This window comes from Dietzia sp. UBA5065, from assembly GCA_002415925.1.
Lineage (GTDB): Bacteria > Actinomycetota > Actinomycetes > Mycobacteriales > Mycobacteriaceae > Dietzia.
In genome coordinates, this window is sequence record DIAZ01000133.1 from 2,094 (window position 1) to 22,867 (window position 20,774).

The window sequence follows — 20,774 nt, forward strand, 5'->3', positions numbered from 1 at the left end:
TCCTCAGGCCAGGCCCAGGAGCGGCGCCTCGATCGCCGGGCAGGTATCCATCACCACGTCCAGCCCGGCGTCGGCGGCCCGCCGCGCCGCAGCCTCGTCGACCACGCCCAACTGGAGCCACACGGCCCTCGCGCCCCGGGCGATGGCGTCATCCACGACCGTGCCCGCGAGCCGCGAGTTGACAAAGACGTCCACGACGTCGATCTCGCCCGGGACCTCCGCGAGACTCGCATACCCCCGCTGACCGTGGACCGTCTCGGCCCTGGGATGGACCGGCACGATCTCGTGACCGAGGTCCCTCACGTAGGCCGCGACCCCGTACGCGGTACGCCCCTCGTTCGCGGACAGGCCCACCACGGCCCACCGCCCCTTCTCGGCGAGCAGGCGCCTCACGACGGCCGGATCATTCGTGTGACTCATACCCACTCCAAGGCGCGGCGCCCCCCGGACATTCCCGGGCGACCCTTCCCGGGCGACCCTTCCCGCGCGCGCCCTCCTCCGAGATCCGCTACGCCGCCGTGCGGTTCGCTACCCGATTCCGGGTAGCGAAGGATGCAGGGGAGTAGCGGATCCCGGATCGCGGATCGCGGATTCTGGGTTCCGGATCGCGGATGCGGGATTCGGGATGCCGGGAGGGGGCCGGTCAGTCGCCGACGGCGTCCCTGCCGCGCTTGACGATCTTCGGGTCCGGCTCGAACACCACCTGGTGGTCCTTCTCCGGGTAGTCGAACTGGTTGAGGAAGTAGCGCAACGCGTTGATGCGGGCCCGCTTCTTGTCGTTGGACTTGATGGTGATCCACGGCGCCCAGTCGGTGTCGGTGCGGCGGAACATCTCCTCCTTGGCGTCGGTGTACTTGTCCCACTTGTCCAGGGACTCCAGGTCCATCGGCGAGAGCTTCCACCGGCGCACCGGGTCCAGCTGGCGGATCGCGAACCGCGTCTTCTGCTCCTCCTGGGTCACGGAGAACCAGAACTTGGTCACCCCGATCCCCGAGTCCACCAGCATCTTCTCGAACATGGGCGCCTGCTCCATGAACGTGTCGTACTGCGTGTCCGTGCAGAACCCCATCACGCGCTCGACGCCGGCGCGGTTGTACCAGGAGCGGTCGAACATCACGAGCTCACCGCGGGTGGGCAGGTGGCTGACGTAGCGCTGGAAGTACCACTGGTACAGCTCGGTCTCGGTGGGCTTGATCAGCGCCACCACGCGGGCCTGGCGGACGTTGATGTACTCGGTGAACCGCTTGATCGTTCCGCCCTTGCCGGCGGCGTCGCGACCCTCGAACACGATCACGTGCCGGTGGCCCGACTCGGCCTGCCAGTTCTGGAACTTGAGCAGCTCGATCTGCAGCAGGTACTTCTCCACCTCGTACTGGTTGCGGTCCAGCCGCTCGTCGTACGGGTAGTTGTCGCGCCAGGTGTCCACCGCCCTGCCGTTGATGTCGATCAGGTCGGGATCCTCGCCCTGGTCGTCGCGGACGGTGAACCCCTCCGCGCGCAGCCGGTCGATGTAGTGGCGGAGCTGGAATGTGGACAATTGGGTCTCCTGGTGGTGGTGAAGTCCGGGCGGGGATGCTGTGCGGGAGGTGCTAGTCGAGGTCCACGACGACGGGGGCGTGGTCCGAGGCGCCCTTGCCCTTGCGTTCCTCGCGGTCGATGAAGGCCCCGGTGACGCGGGCCGCCAGTTCCGGCGAATGCAGCTGGAAGTCGATGCGCATGCCCTGCTTCTTGGGAAAGCGCAGCTGCGTGTAGTCCCAGTACGTGTAGACGCCCGGGCCGGGGGTGTACTCGCGCGTGACCTCGCGGAAGCCGGCGCCGTCGAACGCGGCGAACGCGCGGCGCTCCGGCTCGGACACGTGGGTCTTGCCCTCGAAGACCCCCATGTCCCACACGTCCTCGTCGTGGGGGGCCACGTTCCAGTCGCCCACCAGCGCGACCTGCGCGCCCGGGTCGGCGGCGAGCTCGGTGGCGGCGTGCTCGCGCAGCCGGGCCAACCACTCGAGCTTGTACGCGTAGTGGGGGTCCGAGACCTCACGGCCGTTGGGCACGTAGAGGCTGTACACGCGGACGCCGCCGCACACGGCGGAGAGGGCGCGGGCCTCCGGGTCCTGCGTGACCTCGGGGTCCTTGTGGAAGCCGGGCATGCCGTCGAACCCCAGCCGGACGTCCTCCAGCCCCACCCGCGACGCCACGGCCACGCCGTTCCACTGGCTCAACCCGTGGTGGGCGACCTCGTACCCGAGTTCGGCGAACGTCTCGTGCGGGAACTGCTCGTCCTTGCACTTGGTCTCCTGCATGGCCAGGACGTCGACGTCCGAACGCTCCAACCAGGCCGCGACGCGTTCCCGTCGAGCCCTGATCGAGTTGACGTTCCACGTGGCCAGGCGCATGTAATCAGTCTATTACCCGACGGTGAATCCCGTGCCGGGTGGGAGGAGTCAGACGACGACGAGGTGGCGCAGGGAATGGTGCGGCTGCAATCCGAGCTTCGCCCACAGGCCCCGACCGGCGGAGTTGTCCGCAAACACGTGGAGGTGACACTCCTCGGCCCCCAGGCCCCGACCCCAGTCGACGAGCGAGCCGGTGACCACCTCCGCCAGGCCGCGGCGGCGGTGGGCGTCCGCGGTCTGCACGCACGAGACCGCGATGCGGGGAGCCCCGTCGGGCCCGGCGGTGACGGCGCCGCGGGCGATCGCGGCGAGCTCGCCGCCATCCTCCAGGCGCGCGAACACCGCGTGCCCGCCGGGGCCGGGCTCGCCGTCGACCAGGCCCGCGGTGGCGAGCATCGCGGGCCGGACGCGGTCGGGGTCCAGGTCGGCGGTGGCGTGGTAGAGCCCCAGCCAGTCGTCGTCGGGGGAGTCGGCCAGCACGACGGACGGGCGGGCGTCGCCGCGCCCGTGCGCGGCGGCCTCGGACTCCACCCTGGCGAGCAGTTCGCCGCTGTCGGCCGTGCAGAGCAGCAGCTCCCGGTCGGCGTGGATCCGGGAGGGGGCCACCGGAACGCCGCCGAGGAGCATGCGATCGGACGAGACGAGCCGGTCCACGTCCACCAGCCGCAGCGGCAGGCCGCGGGCCGCGTACCACCCGCGGACGCCGTCGAGCTGCTCGCAGCTCGCCCACGGCAGCACCGGCACCGCCGAGTTCCCGCGGTAGGACCAGTCGTCGCCGGCCCGGCAGAACCAGCCGTCGACCACCTCGAACTCCGGTCCCGGCCACGCCAGCGCGCTCGCGTACTCGCGGGCGCGGACGTCGCGGGCCCGGACCGGTCGGGGGGGCAGCACCTTGAGCACGGCGATGCTCTCCTCGGGGATCCGCACCTCCTCGCCGGACTCCCGGCGCACGACCAGCTCCGGCTCGAGCTCCACCACGTGGCCGATGACGTCCGTGTAGAGGTGGGAGCTCTCCCCGGCCTCCAGGTGGCGACGCACCACCACGCGCATGCCCACCTCGGCCCGCCGGCCCGCGTTCCACCGGGACCGATCCGACAGGCCCTGGTCCCGCTCAGCCATGGAAGGTGGCGGCCTCGTCGTCGTCGGTCCCGTCGTGGTCGTCGTCGTCCTCGTCCTCGAACGGGTCGGGATCGGTCATCGGGTCCCAGCTCAGGCCGGGGACGCCCCAGCCCACGTCGCGGATGTGCCTCTTGGCGGCCTTGCGGTTCCGGCCGATCAGGTGGTCGGTGTAGAGGAAGCCGTCCAGGTGGCCGACCTCGTGCTGGAGGCAGCGCGCGAACAGGCCGTAGCCCTCGATCGACACCGGCTCGCCGTTCTCGTCGGTGCCCGTGACCCGGGCCCACCAGGCGCGGCCGCGCGGGAAGTTCACGCCGGGGACGGACAGGCAGCCCTCGAGGTCGTCCTCGGGGTCGGGCATGGTCTCCGGGATCTGGGAGGTCTCCAGGACCGGGTTGACCACGCACCCCCGCCGGGTGATCCAGCCGCCGCGGGCCTCGACGTCCTCGCGGGAGACGCCCTCGCCGTCCTCGGTGTCCAGGTCGGGGCAGTCGTAGACGAACACCCGCTTGCGGACGCCGATCTGGTTGGCGGCCAGCCCCACGCCGTTCGCGGCGTCCATCGTGTCGTACATGTCCCGCACGAGGTCGGCGAGCTCCGCCGGGGTCTCGGTGACGGGCTCGGTGGGGGCGTGGAGGGCGGGATCGCCGAGGATGACGATGGGACGGACGGCCATGGCAGATGATCCTAGTGCGCGCCTGGCAGGGTGTCGGAGGGGTGTGGTTCACTACGGGGGAATCACAACGATGTGATCCGGGTCAGGCACTGATCGTCGAGGAGGCGCGCGAATGGGGCGAACAGCCGCCGTGGCACGCGAGGTGCAGGCCCGCGACGGGGATCAGGGCATGGCCGAGCTGCACGCCGCCGATCCCGTCCTGTCCGAGAGGGACCGGGCGATGCTCGAGTTCGAGCGGCAGTGGTGGAAGTACGCCGGCTCCAAGGAGGAGGCGATCCGGCAACAGTTCGACGTGTCCGGCACCCGCTACTTCCAGATCCTCAACGACCTCATCGACCGGCCCGAGGCGCTGGCCGCGGACCCGTTGCTCGTCAAGCGCCTGCGCCGCATGCGCAGCAGCCGTCAGAAGGCACGCGCGGCGCGCAACCTGGGAATGCGCCTCGACTGACCTACACTCACCGGCGTGAGCTCACAGTCCGAAACCTCGCAGTTCGACCCGTCCGACGAGCACGCGCCCGGCGCAGGCCCACACGACGGGCCCGGCGGACCCGGCGGACCCGGGACGGACGAGCCGAGCGGCCCGCCGTACCGGGCCATCGCGATGGTGCTCCTCGCGGCCGTGGTGCTGGCGATCGGCGTCGGACTCGTCCAACTCTTCGGCGGTGACGACGCCTCCACGCCCACCGCGGCGGAGGGGGCCACCTCGCAGGCGCAGCCCCAGGGCCAGCCCGCGGGGTCCGGTCAGCCCGGCGAGGGCCCCGCCGGGCAGGACTCTCAGGCCGCGCCCGGGGCGTCGGGGCAGGAGGGGCAGGCTCAGCCGTCCGCCGGCGCCCAGTCCGGTTCCGTGCCGGCCGTGACCTCGGTGCCCGTGCTGATCTTCAACAACAGCAACGTCACCGGGCTCGCGGCCCGCACCGGCGAGGCGCTCCGGGAGACCGGGTTCGCCGTCGGCGACGTGGCCAATCTGCCCTCCAACCAGGGCGTGGTGGCCGAGTCGACCGCCTACTACGGCACGGGACCCGGCGAGCAGCAGGCCGCCGAGGCGATCGCCGCGCAGTTGGGGATCACCGCCCGGCCGCGGCCCGCGGAACTGGCGGGGCAGGCTCCCGGGGTGATCGTGATCGTCACCCAGGACCTCGACCGCTGACCCCTGAGGATATGATGAGCCGACGCACCCCGCCCCGCGGGAACCGTGCTCACAGCGTCCCGCAGCCACCCGAGATCGAAGGAGCCCTCATGGCCCCGCGTCAGACCGCCCGCCGCCTCCTGGTGGCGGCTCCCGCACTCGCACTCGCGCTCGCGGTGACCGCGTGCAGCCCGCCCAACGAGCAGCCCGCCAACCCGGACGCGCCGTACACCCTGCCCACCTACTCGGAGGAGCCCAAGGCCACTGAGGCGGAGCAAACCACCACCGGCGAGACCACCACCGCGCTCGAGGGCGCGGAGTCGGAGGGCGTCGCGCCGCAGGGCGCCGAGGGCACCGCGGTCCAGGTCCCGGGCCAGCCGGCTCCCTGATCTCCCGGTAGGCCCCGCCGCGGCGGGCGTCGCCACCGCCCCGGGGCCCGCCGTCCGTCGGTCCCTCAGCGGCGCTTCCGGCGATTGGCCTCGCTGGCCTGGAACTTCTCGAGCACGGGCGCCTCGTGGGTGATCGTGCCGTCCTCGACGCTCTCCCGGTAGGCCAGGTTCCCGACGCGGTTGGCGATCACGGGCGCCGTGGACACCGCCACGATGGCGGCGAGCACCAGCATGCCGAGGTCGATGCTGGGGTAAATCCGCACGCCGGCACCCAGCAGGACCAGCAGCAGTCCCAGGACCTGCGGCTTGGCGGCCGGGTGCATGCGGCTGAGGGTGTCCCGGAAGCGCACCAGGCCGATGGCGCTGGACAGGGTGAGCAGGGCCCCGGCGAGCACGAAGAGCGCGGAGACGACCTCGATCACGTCGTCGGTCATGTGATGGCCTCCTCGGGCACCCCGGTCGAGTCGTTCACGCGGAACCTCGCCACGGAGACCGATCCCAGGAACGCCACCAGCGCCAACGCCACGAGCGCGGCGGCGGCGGTGGTGTCCTTGGTCCAGGCGATGTAGACGCCGACCCCGCACTGGGCCACGGCGGCGAGCATGTCCAGGGAGATCATCCGGTCGAGGGTGTTGGGGCCGCCGATCAGGCGGATCATGGTGGCGAACAGCGCGAGCGTCAACGCGATGACGGCCGCGCTCCACACCAGGATGGTCAGGCTCATCGGGTCTCCTCCTTGTCCGAGGTGCGATCCATGGTGGGCCCGGTGTCGGCGGGGACGGAGAAGTGCTCCGGGCTGGGCTTCCAGTCCTCGGGGCGCTCGAACGCCCGCAGGTAGAGCCGCTCGATGTGCGCGGTCTGCCGGCGGAAGTGCTCGACGGACCGGTCGGAGGCCGCGTCCAGGACGTGGACGTACACGTAGCGGGCCACGGGGTCGACCCGCACGACGATCCCGCCGGGCATGAGGTTGAGCGTGTTGACGGCCAGGGCGAGCGTGAAGTCCGATTTGAGTTTCATCGGGGCCCGGAGCACGGCGGACCGGGGTGGCGCGGCGGGCCGGATGGACAGCCACGCGACGGTGAGCGACGAGCGGACGAGGTAGTAGGCCACCACCATCACCAGCCACGCGGTGGACACCGGCCGGAGGAGGCCTTCGACGGGCACCCGGGGCAACGGGAGCAGCACCATCACCGCCACGGCCGCGAGCAGCCCGCCGGCGATCGTGCCGACCTCGACCGGCCCCCACAGCAGCACCCAGGCGAACGTCAGCCACAGGGCCATGAACACCCGGGACCCCAGCACCCGTGGATCCAGACGGACCTTGCGGTTCATGTCAGCGCACCCCCGTCACGGAGCCGACGTACCGGCCGGGAGTGGCGTCCACGGGGACGGTGTCGATGTACTGGTCGCGCTCCATGAGGGAGGCGGCGGCCCTGTCCGCCACCCCGAGCAGCGGGCCGGCGAACACGGTCATGAGCAGGGAGACCACGATCAGCGCCATGGTCGGGGCGAGCATGCTCAGCGGCATCTTGCCCACCTCCTCGCGCTCGTCGAACTCCACGTACTCGTCCGAGGGCAGCAGCGCGAGCGGCTTGGCCAGGGCCACAGCGCCCTCGGGGGCGTCCGCGCGGGGACGCCAGAAGGCCTTGGACCACACCCGGACCACCACGTAGAGGGTGAGCAGGCTGGTGACCATCGCCCCGGCGATGAGCACCCACATGAGCGGGCCGCCGACCTCGGCCCCCGCCTGGATCACCGCGAGCTTGCCGATGAAGCCGGAGAACGGGGGGATGCCCCCGAGGTTGAGCGCGGGGACGAGGAAGGCGACGGCGAGGACGGGGCTGGCCACGGCGAGCGAGCCCAGGCGGCGCAGGGAGGACGACCCGGCCTGCCGCTCGATGAGCCCGACCACGAGGAACAGCGTGGTCTGGACGATGATGTGGTGGCCCACGTAGTAGATCGCGGCGCTCAGCCCGAGTTCGGTCGACAGCGCGATGCCGAAGATCATGTAGCCGATGTGGCTGACGAGCGTGAACGACAGGATTCGTTTGATGTCCGATTGGGCGATCGCGCCGAGGATGCCGATCACCATGGTGAGCAGCCCGGCCACCAGCAGGATCCCGTCCATGGAGCCGCCCGGGAACACGAGGGTGTGGAACCGGATGATCGCGTAGACGCCGACCTTGGTGAGCAGGCCCGCGAACACCGCGGTGACGGGGGCGGGCGCGGTCGGGTACGAGTCCGGCAACCAGGTGGAGAGCGGGAAGACGGCGGCCTTGATCCCGAACGCCACCAGGAACACGGCGAAGATCGTGTTGCGGAGCCCGTCCGGCACCTCCGCCATCCGGATGGCCAGCTGGGCGAGGTTGAGCGTGCCCGCCGCCGAGTAGGTCAGTGCGATGCCGAGCAGGAAGATCAGCGAGGACACCATCGACACGACGGTGTAGGAGACGCCGGCGCGGACCCGCTCCTGGCTGGCCCCCAGCGTGAGCAGCACGTAGGAGGCGGCCAGGAGGATCTCGAATCCCACGAACAGGTTGAACAGGTCGCCGGCGATGAACGCCGAGTTCAGCCCCGCGGCGAGCGCGAGGTAGGTGGGCAGGAAGATCGAGGTGGGCTGGTCGCCGTCGCCGTCGCGGACGCCCTGCCCGACGGCGTAGATGATCACGGTGAGCAGGACGACGGCGGAGACGCAGAGCATCAACGCGCTGAGCCTGTCCGCCACCAGCGTGATGCCCACGGGGGCGTCCCAGCCGCCCACCTGGACGGTGTGCATGCCGTGTTGGTCGGTGAGCACCAGGAGCACCCCCGAGATGACCAGCACGGCGGTGAGGGTGATGACGGTGATGACGTTCTGCACCCGCGGTCGTCGCGAGGCCACCAGGCACAGTGCGGCGGCGAGCAGGGGCAGGAGGAAGACGGACGGGATGAGGACGCCGAAGAGGCCGGAGGGGATCACGGGTGCCGCTCCTCTCCGCCGTCCGTCGGCTCCTTCTCGCGCCGGGCGCGGGACCTGGCCTCGGACTCGGCGCGGGCCTCCGCTTCCGCCTCCTCCAGGTCCTCGTCGTCGTAGTCCACGTGGTCGCCCAGCTCGGTGGGCTGACCGGTGGTGTGGTCGTCGGAGGCGTCCCGGTCGGGCGCGGACCAGGCGTCGGTGGGCGAGCGCTTGGCGATCTTGGTGTCCTCGGCGTCGTCGGCGACCTCGTCCACGGTGGTGAACTGGTAGGAGCGGTAGGCCAGCGCGAGGATGAACGCGCCGACGCCGGCGGTGATGACGATCGCGGTGAGGATCATGGCCTGCGACAACGGGTCGGAGTCGACGGTGTTGTCCCCCCACCCGCGTCCCCGGATGGGGGGATTGCCGGGCGGGCCCCCCGAGGCCAGGATGAGCAGGTTGATGCCGTTGGACATGATCATGATGCCCAGCAGGATCTTGATGATCGCGCGCTCGAGAAGCAGGTAGACGCCCGCGGCGCAGAGGATCCCGGCCAGCAGGAGCAGCGAGAAGTCGGCGGTCATGGCATCCCCCCGGGACTGGCGCCCTGGTTCTCGGCGGCCTCGAGCCGGGCCCTGCGGCGGGCGGACAGGTCCGAGCGGGCGCCGTTGGCGTCGACGCCGGGGACGCGGCGCAGGGCGGCGGTGGACGGGGAGGTGGTGGCGTCGACGTAGACGGCGCGGAGCTCTTCGAGGTCCTCGGCGTCCAGGTCGAGACGGGCGCCGAGGCTGCGGAGGATGTCCAGGACGAGGCCGACGACGATGAGGTACACCCCCGCGTCGAAGAACAGCGCCGTGACGAGCTTGACCTCGCCGAACACGGGGAGCGTCCCCTGGAGGGTGGCGCTGGACAGGGCGGGCGCCCCGAAGGCCATGGAGACGGCGGCCGTGCCGGCGGCCAGCAGGAGCCCCACGCCGAGGATGCGGCCGGCGTCGATGGGGACGGCCTCACCCAACTCGTAGCGGCCACCGGCGAGGTAGCGCAGCGTCAGGGCCAGGCCCGCGACCAGGCCGCCGGCGAACCCGCCGCCGGGATTGTTGTGGCCGGCGAAGAAGAAGAACAGGCTGAGGATCATCATCGTGGGGAAGAGGAGCCTGGTGGTCACCTCGAGGACCAGGGACCGGGCGCGGGGGTCGCGGACGGTCGCCCCGACCAGCCAGCGGCCGGGGGTCGCGCCGGGGGCCTCGATCACCACGCGGGCGGCCTCCACGCCGCGGCGACCGGACCGGGTCTTGTCCACGTCGGCCAGGCGCGGACCGGAGCCGTAGCGCCGGTTGCGGAAGACGAGGCTGGCCACGCCCGTCGCGGCGACCAGGAGCACCGTGATCTCGCCGAGGGTGTCCCACGCGCGGATGTCGACGAGCGTGACGTTGACGGCGTTGGCGCCGTTGCCGATCCGGTAGGCGAGGTCCGGGAAGACGGTGGACACGGCCGGGTTCTGGCGCGCGTTGATGGCGTAGGCGCCGACCACCATGACCAGCAGGCCGACGCCGATCCCGAGCCAGGCCCGCAGCCGACGGAAGCCGTCCGAGAGCGGGACCTCGGCGGGCATCGTGCGCAGGACCAGCACGAACGAGATCATCATGAGCGTCTCGACCAACACCTGGGTGAGCGCGAGGTCCGGGGCGCCGTGGAAGGCGAAGATCACGGCCACCCCGTACCCGGTGACGGACATGCAGATGACGGCGGCGAGGCGGTTGCGCAGCAGGGTCGCGGCGACCGCGGCGAAGACCATCGGGATGAGGACCACCAGGACGACGGGGTTGGCGGACAGCTCCATCCGCAGGCCCTCGCGGGTCCCGGCCAGGAGCGAGCCGAACGGGAACACCACGAGCGTGACCAGGATGATGCCGAGGGTCAGCGGCAGCGAGCCGCGCTGGGTGAGGGCGGTCAGCCGCAGCGACAGGGTGTCGAAGAACTTCAGCGTGGCGTCGTAGATGCGGTCGGCGTTACCCAGGGCGGGGGACTCGAACTGCATCCGCTCGACCGTCCGCTGCGCCACGTACAGCATGGTGCCCAGCAGGTAGACCACGAGCGTGAGGGCCAGCGGGACCTCGACGCCGTGCCACAGTCCGAGGTGGTACGCCTCGGCTCCGCGCCACGGGCTGCCGACGGGGAAGGCGGCGTCGACGTAGCGGGAGACCAGCCCGTCGACGGGCGCCGACCACAGGCCCAGGACCAGGCCGGTGACGGCGAGGAGCGCCGGGACGGAGAGGAAGAGCACCCCGGGTGGCCGGGAGTCGGCGACCGCCGGGCTGGTCCCGTCGGCAAAGACCCCCTTGGAGCGGAACGCGCCCATGACCAGGCGCGCGGTGTAGGAGAAGGTGAGGATGGACCCGGCCACGAGCCCCGCCGTGACCACCAGCGCCGGCATCCCGTGCAGCCGCTCCTCGGACAGGACGGTGGCGAAGGCCGCCTCCTTGCCGACGAATCCCAGGAACGGCGGCAGCCCGGCCATCGACGCGGCGGCGAGGGTGAAGAACAGCGCGAGCGCGGGCCGCGCGCGACCCAGCCCCGACAGCTCGCGGATGTCCCGGGTGCCCGTGGTCTTGTCGATCACGCCGACCGCCATGAACAGCGCCGACTTGAACAGCGAGTGCGCCAGCAGCATGGTGAGGCCGGCGAGCATGGTGTCGCGCGAGCCGATGCCCACCAGCACCAGCAGGAAGCCCAGCTGGCTGACCGTGCCGAAGGCCAGCACCAGCTTGAGATCGGTTTCCCGCAGCGCCCGCCAGCCGGCCATGAGGAGCGAGACCAGGCCCAGGACGATCAGGGGGAGTTGCCACGTCGACGAGCCGGAGAGTCCGGGCGACATGGCCGCGACGAGGAAGACCCCGGCCTTGACCATGGCCGCGGAGTGCAGATACGCGCTCACCGGGGTGGGGGCGGTCATGGCGCCGGGGAGCCAGAAGTGCAGCGGGGCGATGGCGGACTTGCTGGCCGCGCCGATGATCACCAGGAGCAGCGCCCAGTGGATGAGCGGTCCCGACGGGGGCGCGGCCACCACGTCGCTGAGCAGGTACGAGCCGGCGGACTGGCCCAGGATGACGATCCCGACGAGCATCGCCAGTCCGCCGAGGGTGGTCACGAGCAGGGCCTGGGTGGCCGCGCGGCGGGCCGAGGCCCGCTCGGCGTAGTGGCCGACCAGGAGGAAGCTCAGGACGGACGTGATCTCCCAGAAGATGTAGAGCAGGATCATGTTGTCCGCCACGACCAGGCCGAACATGACGCCCGCGAAGGCCACGAGTTCGGCCGCGAACAGGTGGAGGCGGGGTTCGACGTCGTCGAAGTACCAGGTGCAGTAGAACAGCACCAGCGCGCCGACCCCCAGCGCGATGAGCGCCATCAGCGCGGACAGCGAATCCATCCGCAGGTCCAGGGCGAGGTGGATGGCGGGCGCCCACGGGATCGTCGCGGTGGGGACGCCGCCGAGGTTGGCGGCCACCCACACCGCGCCGCCGGCCGGGACCAGCGCGAGGAGCGGGAACGCGCGGCGCCCGAAGCGCAGCACCAGCGGGATCGCGATCAGGGCGGCCACGGTGTGGGCCGCGAGGATCGCGATCACGGGCGGCTCCTCTCGTTGCGTCGAACGCCGTGACGACGCGCGGACGTGCCCGCCGGGTCTCGGCGGTATGCCGGTGGGTCACCGGGTGGGGGTTCGGTGAGTACTTTACAGAAACGGGTCCGTGGCCTGTGGTCAACGCAGGTGGAGCAGCGTCGCGGCGCTCAGCAGCGCGGCGATCGCGGACTCCGAGGAGTCCTCGCCGAATCCCAGGGCCCAGGTCTCGCGGCGTCCGCAGGTGGCCCGCAGGATCGTGCACCAGGACTCGGTCTCGCCGAATCCGTGGCCCTCGTACTGGTGGAACCTCTCGATCTCGACGCGGGCGCCGATCCGGCCGAGCATCTCCGACATCGCGGTGAGGTCGCCGCACGACTCGGTGGTCAACCGGCGTGGGGTGAACCGGCCCGGCTCGTCCCCGGCGCCGCGGGTGGCCAGGATCGCCTCGTAGGCGGTGATGCCCCGGCCCAGTGGGCGGCGGGAGAGGTCCGCCAGGTGGAAGCGATCGGTGGACGGCGCGTAGGTGTCGATCAGGGTGCGCCAGTCCAGGCCTGCGGCCTCGTCGACGAACCCGCGGGGCAGGCGCCGCCCGAAGCGTTCGCCGAACGGGCAGGTGGTGGGGAGCGAGCGGGTCGCGGTGGTGGCGTTCATGGGATTCTCGATTCTCGACGGCGGTGCGGGGACCGACGGAGAAGGAGTAACCACGCAACGGGGGTGCCGGTCGGTCAGGCCCCGTTACGTCCGGTTACTACGAGAATCGCGCGCATGACCGAGAACTGTAGCGCCCGGCCGGGGCCCGCGGCAAGGCGGACGTGACTCACGCCTCCCGCCGGTCGGCGTACGAGCGCAGGGTCTCCACCTGCTCGGGGTCGAGCGAGGGCGGGACGGTCCGGCGGGCGCGGGCCACGTCGTCGGCGGTCACCTCGGCGGCGTCGATGTCGCGGCGCATGGCGGTCAGCGCGGACTCCCGGAGGAGGGCGGCGCAGTCGGCGGCCGAGTACCCGTCCAGGTCCCCGGCGAGCTCGGCCAGGTCCACGTCCGCGGCGAGCGGGACGTTCCGGCCCGCCGCGCGGAGGATGTCCGCGCGCGCCTCCGCGTCCGGCGGGGGTACGAAGACCAGCTTCTCGAGCCGTCCCGGACGCAGCAGCGCCGGGTCGATGAGCTCCGGCCGGTTGGTCGCGCCGAGGATCACCACGTCGCCCAGCGGCTCGGCGCCGTCGAGCTCGGTGAGCAGCGCCGCCACCACGCGGTCGCCGACCCCGGAGTCCCCGGTCTGGCCGCGGCGCGGGGCCAGGGCGTCGATCTCATCGAGGAACACCAGCGACGGCGCCGAGTCCCGCGCCTTGCGGAACAGGTCCCGCACGGCCTTCTCCGACGAGCCGACCCACTTGTCCATGAGTTCGGCGCCCTTGACCATGTGGACGGTGAGGCGACCACTGGCCGCCAGGGCCCGCACGACGAACGTCTTGCCGCATCCGGGCGGACCGTAGAGCAGCACCCCGCGCGGCGGCTGCACGCCGAGACGCTCGAACGACGCCCGGTGCTGGAGCGGCCACAGCACCGTCTCGGTGAGGGCCTGCCGGACCTCGGCCATGTCGCCGACGTCGTCGAGGGTGATCGACCCCAGGCTCAGCTCCTCCGTGCCCGAGCGGGACAGCGGGCGGATCACGCTGATCGCGCCCATGAGGTCGTCCTGCTCGAGGTGGACGTCGGCGGCGTCCGCGGCGCCCCCGCCCGCGGCCCGGGCGGCCGCGCGCATCGCCGCCTCGCGCGTCAGGGCCCGCAGGTCGCCGGCCACGTACCCGGGGGTCCGGTCACTCACCGCGGGCAGGTCCAGCGTGGCGGTCGGTACGCCGCGCAGGAGCACCGCCAACAGGGCGGCCCTGTCGCCGCCGTGGGGGAGCGGCAGGTCCAGCACCCGGTCGCACAGGTCGGGGTCGCGGAGCCGGGCGTCGGCGTCCTCGGGGCGCACGCACGTGGCGACCAGCACCGAGCCGGGGTGCGCCACGACGGACCGCAGTCGGTCGAGGACCAGCGTGGACACCGGTTCGGGCTCCGCGGGCAGCAGCGCGTCCACGTCGGTGACCAGGAGGATCCCGCCGTTCTCCCGGGTCCGCTCGGCGGCGGCGCGCACCGCCTCGAGGCGGCCCGCCGGGTCGAGGGAACCGACGGACGGGCCGTCGAGCACCTCGAGTCGGCGGTCCCCGGCGACCGACCGCACGAGGGTGGCCTTCCCCACCCCGGGCGGGCCCGCGACCAGGACCCCGAGGTGCGGGGACGCCCCCAGCGAGCGCAGCAGGTCGGACCTGTCCAGGGCCAGGGACAGCCACTGCTCCAGCACGGCGGCCTGATCCTGCACGCCCACCAGGTCCTCCCGGGCCACCGCGGTGATCGCCGCCCCGGACGGGGACGGTGCCCCCGAGCCGGCCAGGGCGGGGCCGGCGGCACCGGTGCCGCCGCCGGCCCGGGCGGGGCCGCCCGGGGTCGCGGGGCTCGTCGTCGCACCCGGACCCGATCCGATCGACGCCGCGCCCGCCGCGCCCGCCGCGCCCGCGGCGGCCACGGCGGTGGTCGGCTGGACCGACACGATCCCGTCGGGGACGGTCGCGGTGACGGTGAGGAGTTCGGTGCTCCACTGCATGCCGATGACGTTGCGCAGGGTCCGGGAGGTGTCGGCGGTGGGGAAGTCGGGGCCGAGGTCCCGCGGCATGAGCGTCACCGAGTCGCCGACCCGGACGACCTTGCCCAGCAGCGCGGATCGCAGCACGCGCTCGGCCACCCCCCGGCCCGCGGGCGGCAGCCCCTGGACCTCGATGGACTGGGCCCCCGTGACCTGCGCGGCGCGCACGGTCACCCGCGCGTCCTCGCCCAGGCCGCAGTTGGCCGCCACGACCTCGTCCACGACCAGCACCCCGCTGGGCGCGCCCGGCGCGGCCGCCGCGACCACCGCGGCGGTGGTGCGGGCCCCCACGATCTCGATCGCGTCCCACTCGCGCATCCCCAGCGCCAGGATCACCTCGGGGTGCGCGCGGACGATCCCCCGGCGGGAGTCGGCCGCGGACGCCGACAGTCGGAGGGTCAGGTCCAGATCCGGGCGGGGGTTCACGGCTGCGAGCCTATCGGCGCGCGGCGTCCCCGGGCGGGGGCGCCGCGCTACAGGGCGCCGCGCACGGCGTTCCAGGCCACCGGAATCTGTCGGGAGTAGTACGACCAGTTGTGCATGCCGGTGGGCAGGTGGTCGACCCGCGCCGTGATCCCCAGCTCGCGGAGGCGGCGATCCGCCGCCCACGTGCACTGGCCGGTGGCCTGCTCGAGCGCCATGCCGGCCACGAAGTTGGCGGCGTCGCCGTTGTAGGCCGCCCAGTCGCCGGGGTTGGCCACGCCGGTGCCGGACGAGAGGTAGACCGCCTTGCCGCGCAACGTCTCGGCGCCGGCCAAGGCGTCGTGCGCGGCCCACTGCGCGTTGCCGGGCTCGCCCCACATGTTGGTGAGGGTGGCTCCCCGGCTCTCCACCGTGTAGCGGGTGAGGATCTGGCCGAGCGCGTCGGTGGAGTAGCACCCCGAGACGCCGAACACGGCCCGGTAGAGCTCCGGGTGGCGGGTCGCCAGGGAGAGCGCGGCGCCCGCGCCCATCGAGATGCCACCGATCCCGCGGCTGGTGCTGGTGCTCACCTGCGGCTCGACCAGCCGGGGCAGGTCCCGGGTGATGAAGGACTCCCACCTGCTGATGCCCAGCACGGGGTCCTGCGCGTCCCAGTCGGCCCACATGGAGCCCTGGCCACCGGTCGGGATGACGAGGTTGACGTTCTGGTCGGCGAATTGCTCCGCGGCGCCCCACTGCATGAAGCCGCTGGGCAACTCGGAGCCGACGCCGTCGAGGAGGTAGAGGAACGGCGCATCGGGTCTGGTGGCCCGGTACACCTCGACGGTGATCCCGCGCTTCATGTCGGCCGAGTCGATGAGCCACCGCTCGTAGCGGCCGTCGATCGTCTTGCCCACCACCCTGGTCTCGGTGATGCCGGGGTTGGGTTGCGGTGCCGGCGGCGGGGAGCCGGCGAACATGTTGGGGGAGAAGCCGAGCCGGTTGGCCACGCCCATCATCGACGAGCCGGAGGAGCCCGGCAGGTTGCCGAGGTAGAGCAGCTGGCTCAGGCTCTCGGGGGTGATCGAGTCGAGCGCGGCGTTGCCGATCTGCTCGGGGCTGATCACCGCCGGAAGTTCCTGGGCCCGGGCCGAGGCGGGGCTCAGGCCCACGGCCAGGGCGACGGCGGTGGCGGCGGCCAGCGCGGCCCTGCTCGCGCGGCGGGCACGGCCCGGGCGGGGCGTCCGGGCCGCTGCGGGGACGGACATGGCGGACATGGCGGACATGGCGACTCCAGATTCCGGCAGCCGACCCTCCTCGGCCGCCACTGACCTCAGTATCGCGCCCGCGCGTCACGCTGTTACCGCTGGTGGGGGGCGGGCGTCAGCGATAGCGCTGCAGGAATGCCGCCTCGGCCAGCGCGATCCGCTCGATCTCGCGCGGGTCCACGGACTCGTCGGGGGAGTGGATCGCGGCCGCCGGGTCCTCGACCCCGAACAGTGCGATGCTCGCGCCCGGATGGGCCTCGCGCAGCGCCGTGCACAGGGGGATGGACCCGCCGGAGCCGACCTCGGCCACCTCCCGCGCGCCGTACGCCTTGGCCAGGCACTCCGAGAGCAGCCCGTGCACCGGGTCGGACCCGCCGGCCGGGACGGAGCTGAACGGGTGGCCGACGGTCTCCTTCTCCACCGACACCCGCGCGTTCCAGGGCCGGCGCCTCTGGACGTGCGCCGCGAGCAGGTCCTGCGCCTCGAGCGGGTCCATCCCGGGCGGCACGCGCAGGTTGACCAGCGCGCGGGCCCGCGGCTGGACGGCGGCGATCGCGCCCTCGACCGGCGGGCAGTCGATGCCCAGCACGGTCACCGCCGGGCGCGCCCAGACGAGGTCGGCGACGGGGGCCGCCGAGGAGGGCTCGACGCCGTCGAGGATCCCGGCGTCGGCGCGGAACGCCTCCTCGGCGTACGGCCGGCCGGTCCACTCGCCGCCGAAGTCCAGGCCGTCGACGGTGGTCGCCCCGGTCTCGGGGTCGCGCAGCGAGGCGAGGATGGAGATGAGCGCGGCCAGGGCGTCCGGCGCCGCGCCCCCGAACTGGCCGGAGTGAACCCCGGCGGAGAGGGTGTCGACCACGACGACGAGGTTCGCGATCCCCCGCAGGCTGGTCGTGAGCGTGGGAACGCCGGCCGAGACGTTCCCCGAGTCCACGATGAGGATCGCGTCCGCCGCCACCAGGTCGGGCCGCGAGGCCACGAGATCGTCCAACCCCCCACCGCCGGTCTCCTCGGAGCCCTCCACCACCAGCCTGATCCCCAGGCCGTCCAGCGGGTCCGCCCCGCGGGGGTCCGCCTCGTCGTCGTCGCCCCCCGGGGTGTCCGGCGCCGACCCCCCCAGGGCGGCCAGGGCGCGCAGCGCGGTGAGGTGGACGACCAGGTTCCCCTTGCAGTCCGCGGCGCCGCGGCCGTACCACCGCCCGTCGCGCTCGGTCAGCTCCCACGGCGGGGTGGTCCACTCGGCGGGGTCTCCCGAGGGCTGCACGTCGTAGTGGCTGTACAGGAGCACGGTGGGGCGGCCCGGCGCGGCGGGCCGGTGGGCGAACACGGCGTGCGAGCCGTCGGAGGTCTCGACCACCTCGACGGAGTCCGGCCCGAGGCCGGGGACGGGGAGCCCGGCGAGGAGGGTGCGCACCAGGTCGCGGGCCTGGGCGCACGCCTCGGGGTGGGCGCCGTGGACGGAGGGCAGGGCCACCAGGTCGGCGAGGTCGGCGCGCGCGCGGCCCAGTTGCCCGGCCACCGCCTCGGCGAGGTCCGCGAGGTCGGGATGCGGGGCGGGGAACGGGGACGCAGCGGTGTCGGCCATGTCGACAGAATAGTCGTGAGCTCGGACACACCCCGGAGATGAACGGAAGATGAACGCCGGGTGTCGTATCATTGTCACCATGAGCCTTGTGATTGTTGTCACCCCCGCCGATGCGGCCCTGAGCGGCGCGGCCCACCTCGACGATCTCCCCGAGCACGTCCGGGACGACCTGGAGGCGCTCCGGGACGAGGTCCGGGAGCGGTTCCCCGCCGCGGACGCGGTGGGCGAGACCGGGGCGCTGACCCGGCGGCCGGAGATCGAGGGCGTCGGCGTGGTCATCCACCCGGGGGTCATCACCCGCCCGCTGGTCGTCAACGCCGTGATGCGGCTGGCCGCGCCCCGGCAGCTCCTGGTCGCGTGCCCGGAACTGGGATTGGTCGCCGACCCGCGCGAGCGCATCGACGTCGACGTCCACCGCCGACCCACCACGGCGGGAGCGGACATCGGCGACCACGAGGTCCGTGGCCGTCCCCACGGGACGCTGCCGTGGATCACCCACGAGTTGCTGCGCCAGCTCGTGCACCGGCTCGAGGTGGACGGCGACCGGCTGGAGCTGGAGGTCGACGACGACCGGTGGTTCCGCTACGAGCGGGCCGGCGGGGAACTCCTGGTGCAGGTCGCCGACGGGCCGGGGGTGCCGGTTCTCGAGCGGACTGTGGCGGCCGACCGGGCGGACCGGGCGGCGGAGTCCGGCTGGGAGTGGGCGCGCGGCACCGGGGGCTGGGCGGAGGCGCTCGAGGGCGCCGCCGAGGGTGACGGGGCCAGCGCGGCCTGAGGACGCGCGCGCCGGGTCAGACCGAGTTGTCGTACCGCAGCGACGCCACCACCGCGTCGATCGTGGACACGGGCTGGGCGCCCGGTTCGCCCTCGTCGCTCATCAGCACGAACACGATCGAGGCGGGGGAGCCGTCCGCGGCCCGGGTGGACACCGCGATCGTGTCGAAGCGGATGATCGGCGGCGTGCACGCATCCCGCGGTGGCCGCACCTGACCCCGCAGCGAGACGTGCCAGGCGGGCACCCCCGAGACGCCGATGCTCCGCGCCTCGGGGACGGGGACGTCCGCGCCGCCGCGGGTGAACCGGCGGTCGATCGAGTCCGCCATCGCGCGGGACGCGGACTCCGCCTGCTCGCGGGCGTCGCCGGGGAGCTGTGAACTGATGCCGACCAGCGTGCGGAACGACAGGCCGTTGGACTCGCAGTACCCCCGGTCGGCGATCGCGTTGGCCGTGGTGACGTACCCCGATCCCCAGTCCGATCCGGCGTCCCGGCCGCCGTCGGGTCCCGAACCGTCCCCGGCGGGCGGGCCGTAGGGGTCGCCGATCTCCCACCCCGGCGGCACCGAGTAGACGAGCCCCGTCGGGCTCCGCACGTCCTGCCAGTCGCCCGGCGGCGGTCCGGCGGCCAGGGTGGGGCCGGGTTCCTCGCGCTCGGGTTGCCCGGGACGGTCCGGGGTCGACGACCACAGGAAGCAGCCGGACAGCGTCGCCGCGAGCGAGCCGGCGAGGAGCGCGGCGAGCCCGGATCGGCTCGACGCGCCACCGGCGCCGGCCACCGCCGTCAGCCCCGCTCGGCGAGGGCCTTGATGCGCTGCAGCGAGGTGGACACGCCCCGGTCCAGCTCGGTCGTGAACGACTTCTGCCCGCCGAACACCGTGTCGGTGAGGAAGCGGGAGACGAAGGTCAGGCCGGCGGGGACCTCGCGGCGCTCCGTCAGGCGGGTCCCGCCGCCCGCGGTGGGCTCGAGCTCGAACACCCACACCGTGGTGTTCTCGGAGATGCGGTTGGCGAACCGGCGGCCCGGCTCGAACCCCACGACACGGCTGGTGGTGGGCCAGAGGATCGGGCCCCTCCTGTTGATGTTGAGCGCGCGGGTGCCGGCGGTGGTGCGTCCGCCCAGGGGGATGACCTTGACCGCCTGGCTGCTCCACTGCGGGGCGTTGCGCACCTCGGAGACGATCTCCCAGACCCGCGCCGGCGGCGCGTCGATCTCGATGGAGCTCTCGATGGCGCCGACGGGCGCGGAGTCGGTGGTCATGGTGGCCTTCCGGGAGGGTGTGCGTGATGGCGTCTCGATGGTAGGGGACGGGTTCCGACGGTGCGGGCCGTTCGCCCGTCGCGAACACGGGCCGCACCCTTTGCACTCGCGGGGGGCGAGTGCTAGAAAAGCGGTTGGCACTCGGTTACCCTGAGTGCCAGTACGAACCCTGAACTGAGGTCGCAAGGTGAGGCGTGGATCTGACACGGTCCACTCCGTCCGTCGCGGGCGCCGACGCCGACCACATACGTGTCACCCCACACCCGGAGGATGATTCACCCAATGGCAAAGATGATCGCGTTCGACGAAGAAGCCCGTCGCGGCCTGGAGAGCGGTCTCAACCAGCTCGCCGACGCCGTCAAGGTCACGCTCGGCCCCAAGGGCCGCAACGTCGTCCTGGAGAAGAAGTGGGGCGCCCCCACGATCACCAACGACGGTGTCTCCATCGCCAAGGAGATCGAGCTCGAGGACCCGTACGAGAAGATCGGTGCCGAGCTCGTCAAGGAGGTCGCCAAGAAGACGGACGACGTCGCGGGCGACGGCACCACCACCG

General features: G+C 72.7%; 22 protein-coding genes. 5 read left to right on the forward strand and 17 right to left on the reverse strand.

What is annotated here, in order from left to right; translation table 11 throughout:
• Positions 1-3: 3 nt before the first annotated feature.
• From B4M60_RS10420 to B4M60_RS10440, 5 genes are all read right to left on the reverse strand, one after another.
• Positions 4-420, reverse strand: coding sequence for a CoA-binding protein (locus tag B4M60_RS10420; protein ID WP_291083303.1), 417 nt, complete (start codon positions 418-420; stop codon positions 4-6).
• 223 nt (positions 421-643) lie between these two features.
• Positions 644-1,537 (reverse strand): polyphosphate kinase 2, encoded by an 894-nt coding sequence (gene ppk2 / locus B4M60_RS10425; RefSeq protein WP_291083305.1) that lies wholly within the window; start codon positions 1,535-1,537, stop codon positions 644-646.
• A 52-nt stretch (positions 1,538-1,589) separates the two neighbouring features.
• Positions 1,590-2,390 (reverse strand): exodeoxyribonuclease III, encoded by an 801-nt coding sequence (locus tag B4M60_RS10430; RefSeq protein ID WP_291083307.1) that lies wholly within the window; start codon positions 2,388-2,390, stop codon positions 1,590-1,592.
• 48 nt (positions 2,391-2,438) lie between these two features.
• On the reverse strand, positions 2,439-3,509 hold the full coding sequence (locus tag B4M60_RS10435; protein ID WP_291083310.1) for a GNAT family N-acetyltransferase: 1,071 nt from the start codon (positions 3,507-3,509) through the stop codon (positions 2,439-2,441).
• On the reverse strand, positions 3,502-4,182 hold the full coding sequence (locus B4M60_RS10440) for a peptide deformylase (RefSeq protein WP_291083312.1): 681 nt from the start codon (positions 4,180-4,182) through the stop codon (positions 3,502-3,504). The genes B4M60_RS10435 and B4M60_RS10440 overlap by 8 nt, the downstream gene beginning before the upstream one ends.
• Positions 4,183-4,294: 112 nt before the next feature.
• On the opposite strand from B4M60_RS10440, the gene B4M60_RS10445 reads away from it, so the two are divergent.
• The 3 genes from B4M60_RS10445 to B4M60_RS10455 all read left to right on the forward strand — a co-directional run bounded on the left by B4M60_RS10445 (position 4,295) and on the right by B4M60_RS10455 (position 5,697).
• Positions 4,295-4,630 carry a DUF3263 domain-containing protein gene (locus B4M60_RS10445; protein WP_414646785.1) on the forward strand — a complete coding sequence of 112 codons (336 nt, stop codon included), beginning with the start codon at positions 4,295-4,297 and terminating at the stop codon, positions 4,628-4,630.
• 15 nt (positions 4,631-4,645) lie between these two features.
• A complete protein-coding gene (locus B4M60_RS10450) occupies positions 4,646-5,329 on the forward strand; it encodes a LytR C-terminal domain-containing protein (RefSeq protein WP_291083314.1) in 684 nt (227 codons plus the stop codon).
• Positions 5,330-5,418: 89 nt separating this feature from the next.
• Positions 5,419-5,697, forward strand: a complete 279-nt coding sequence (locus B4M60_RS10455) for a hypothetical protein (protein ID WP_291083316.1) — start codon at positions 5,419-5,421, stop codon at positions 5,695-5,697.
• 65 nt (positions 5,698-5,762) lie between these two features.
• Here B4M60_RS10455 and B4M60_RS10460 read toward each other — a convergent pair whose 3' ends face one another.
• The 10 genes from B4M60_RS10460 to B4M60_RS10505 all read right to left on the reverse strand — a co-directional run bounded on the left by B4M60_RS10460 (position 5,763) and on the right by B4M60_RS10505 (position 18,186).
• On the reverse strand, positions 5,763-6,131 hold the full coding sequence (locus B4M60_RS10460) for a monovalent cation/H(+) antiporter subunit G (RefSeq protein WP_291083318.1): 369 nt from the start codon (positions 6,129-6,131) through the stop codon (positions 5,763-5,765).
• Positions 6,128-6,421, reverse strand: a complete 294-nt coding sequence (locus tag B4M60_RS10465; protein WP_291083320.1) for a monovalent cation/H+ antiporter complex subunit F — start codon at positions 6,419-6,421, stop codon at positions 6,128-6,130. The genes B4M60_RS10460 and B4M60_RS10465 overlap by 4 nt, the downstream gene beginning before the upstream one ends.
• Positions 6,418-7,029 carry a Na+/H+ antiporter subunit E gene (locus tag B4M60_RS10470; RefSeq protein ID WP_291083321.1) on the reverse strand — a complete coding sequence of 204 codons (612 nt, stop codon included), beginning with the start codon at positions 7,027-7,029 and terminating at the stop codon, positions 6,418-6,420. The genes B4M60_RS10465 and B4M60_RS10470 overlap by 4 nt, the downstream gene beginning before the upstream one ends.
• Before the next feature lies 1 nt (position 7,030).
• Positions 7,031-8,656 carry a Na+/H+ antiporter subunit D gene (locus B4M60_RS10475; RefSeq protein WP_291083324.1) on the reverse strand — a complete coding sequence of 542 codons (1,626 nt, stop codon included), beginning with the start codon at positions 8,654-8,656 and terminating at the stop codon, positions 7,031-7,033.
• Complete coding sequence (locus tag B4M60_RS10480) at positions 8,653-9,216, reverse strand: Na(+)/H(+) antiporter subunit C (RefSeq protein WP_291083326.1); 564 nt, start codon at positions 9,214-9,216, stop codon at positions 8,653-8,655. Before B4M60_RS10480 ends, B4M60_RS10475 begins: the two co-directional genes overlap by 4 nt.
• Positions 9,213-12,257 (reverse strand): Na+/H+ antiporter subunit A, encoded by a 3,045-nt coding sequence (locus tag B4M60_RS10485; protein WP_291083327.1) that lies wholly within the window; start codon positions 12,255-12,257, stop codon positions 9,213-9,215. The genes B4M60_RS10480 and B4M60_RS10485 overlap by 4 nt, the downstream gene beginning before the upstream one ends.
• Positions 12,258-12,389: 132 nt before the next feature.
• Complete coding sequence (locus tag B4M60_RS10490) at positions 12,390-12,902, reverse strand: hypothetical protein (protein ID WP_291083329.1); 513 nt, start codon at positions 12,900-12,902, stop codon at positions 12,390-12,392.
• A 166-nt stretch (positions 12,903-13,068) separates the two neighbouring features.
• The gene (locus B4M60_RS10495; protein ID WP_291083332.1) at positions 13,069-15,357 is read right to left on the reverse strand and encodes an AAA family ATPase; all 2,289 of its coding nucleotides are present in this window, start codon (positions 15,355-15,357) and stop codon (positions 13,069-13,071) included.
• A gap of 47 nt (positions 15,358-15,404) precedes the next feature.
• Entirely contained in the window at positions 15,405-16,619 is a 1,215-nt protein-coding gene (locus tag B4M60_RS10500) for an alpha/beta hydrolase (protein WP_291083334.1), read from the reverse strand.
• Positions 16,620-16,716: 97 nt separating this feature from the next.
• Positions 16,717-18,186 carry a M20/M25/M40 family metallo-hydrolase gene (locus tag B4M60_RS10505; protein WP_291083336.1) on the reverse strand — a complete coding sequence of 490 codons (1,470 nt, stop codon included), beginning with the start codon at positions 18,184-18,186 and terminating at the stop codon, positions 16,717-16,719.
• A gap of 79 nt (positions 18,187-18,265) precedes the next feature.
• Here B4M60_RS10505 and B4M60_RS10510 point away from each other — a divergent pair, with 79 nt between their 5' ends.
• A complete protein-coding gene (locus B4M60_RS10510) occupies positions 18,266-18,961 on the forward strand; it encodes a hypothetical protein (protein WP_291083338.1) in 696 nt (231 codons plus the stop codon).
• 16 nt (positions 18,962-18,977) lie between these two features.
• On the opposite strand, the gene B4M60_RS10515 is transcribed toward B4M60_RS10510, so the two are convergent.
• On the reverse strand, positions 18,978-19,739 hold the full coding sequence (locus tag B4M60_RS10515) for a hypothetical protein (protein ID WP_291083339.1): 762 nt from the start codon (positions 19,737-19,739) through the stop codon (positions 18,978-18,980).
• Between the two features lie 5 nt (positions 19,740-19,744).
• Entirely contained in the window at positions 19,745-20,221 is a 477-nt protein-coding gene (locus tag B4M60_RS10520; RefSeq protein ID WP_291083340.1) for an SRPBCC family protein, read from the reverse strand.
• Positions 20,222-20,503: 282 nt separating this feature from the next.
• On the opposite strand from B4M60_RS10520, the gene B4M60_RS10525 reads away from it, so the two are divergent.
• A partial coding sequence (locus B4M60_RS10525) for a TCP-1/cpn60 chaperonin family protein (RefSeq protein WP_291083343.1) occupies positions 20,504-20,774 on the forward strand: 271 nt, incomplete at its 3' end.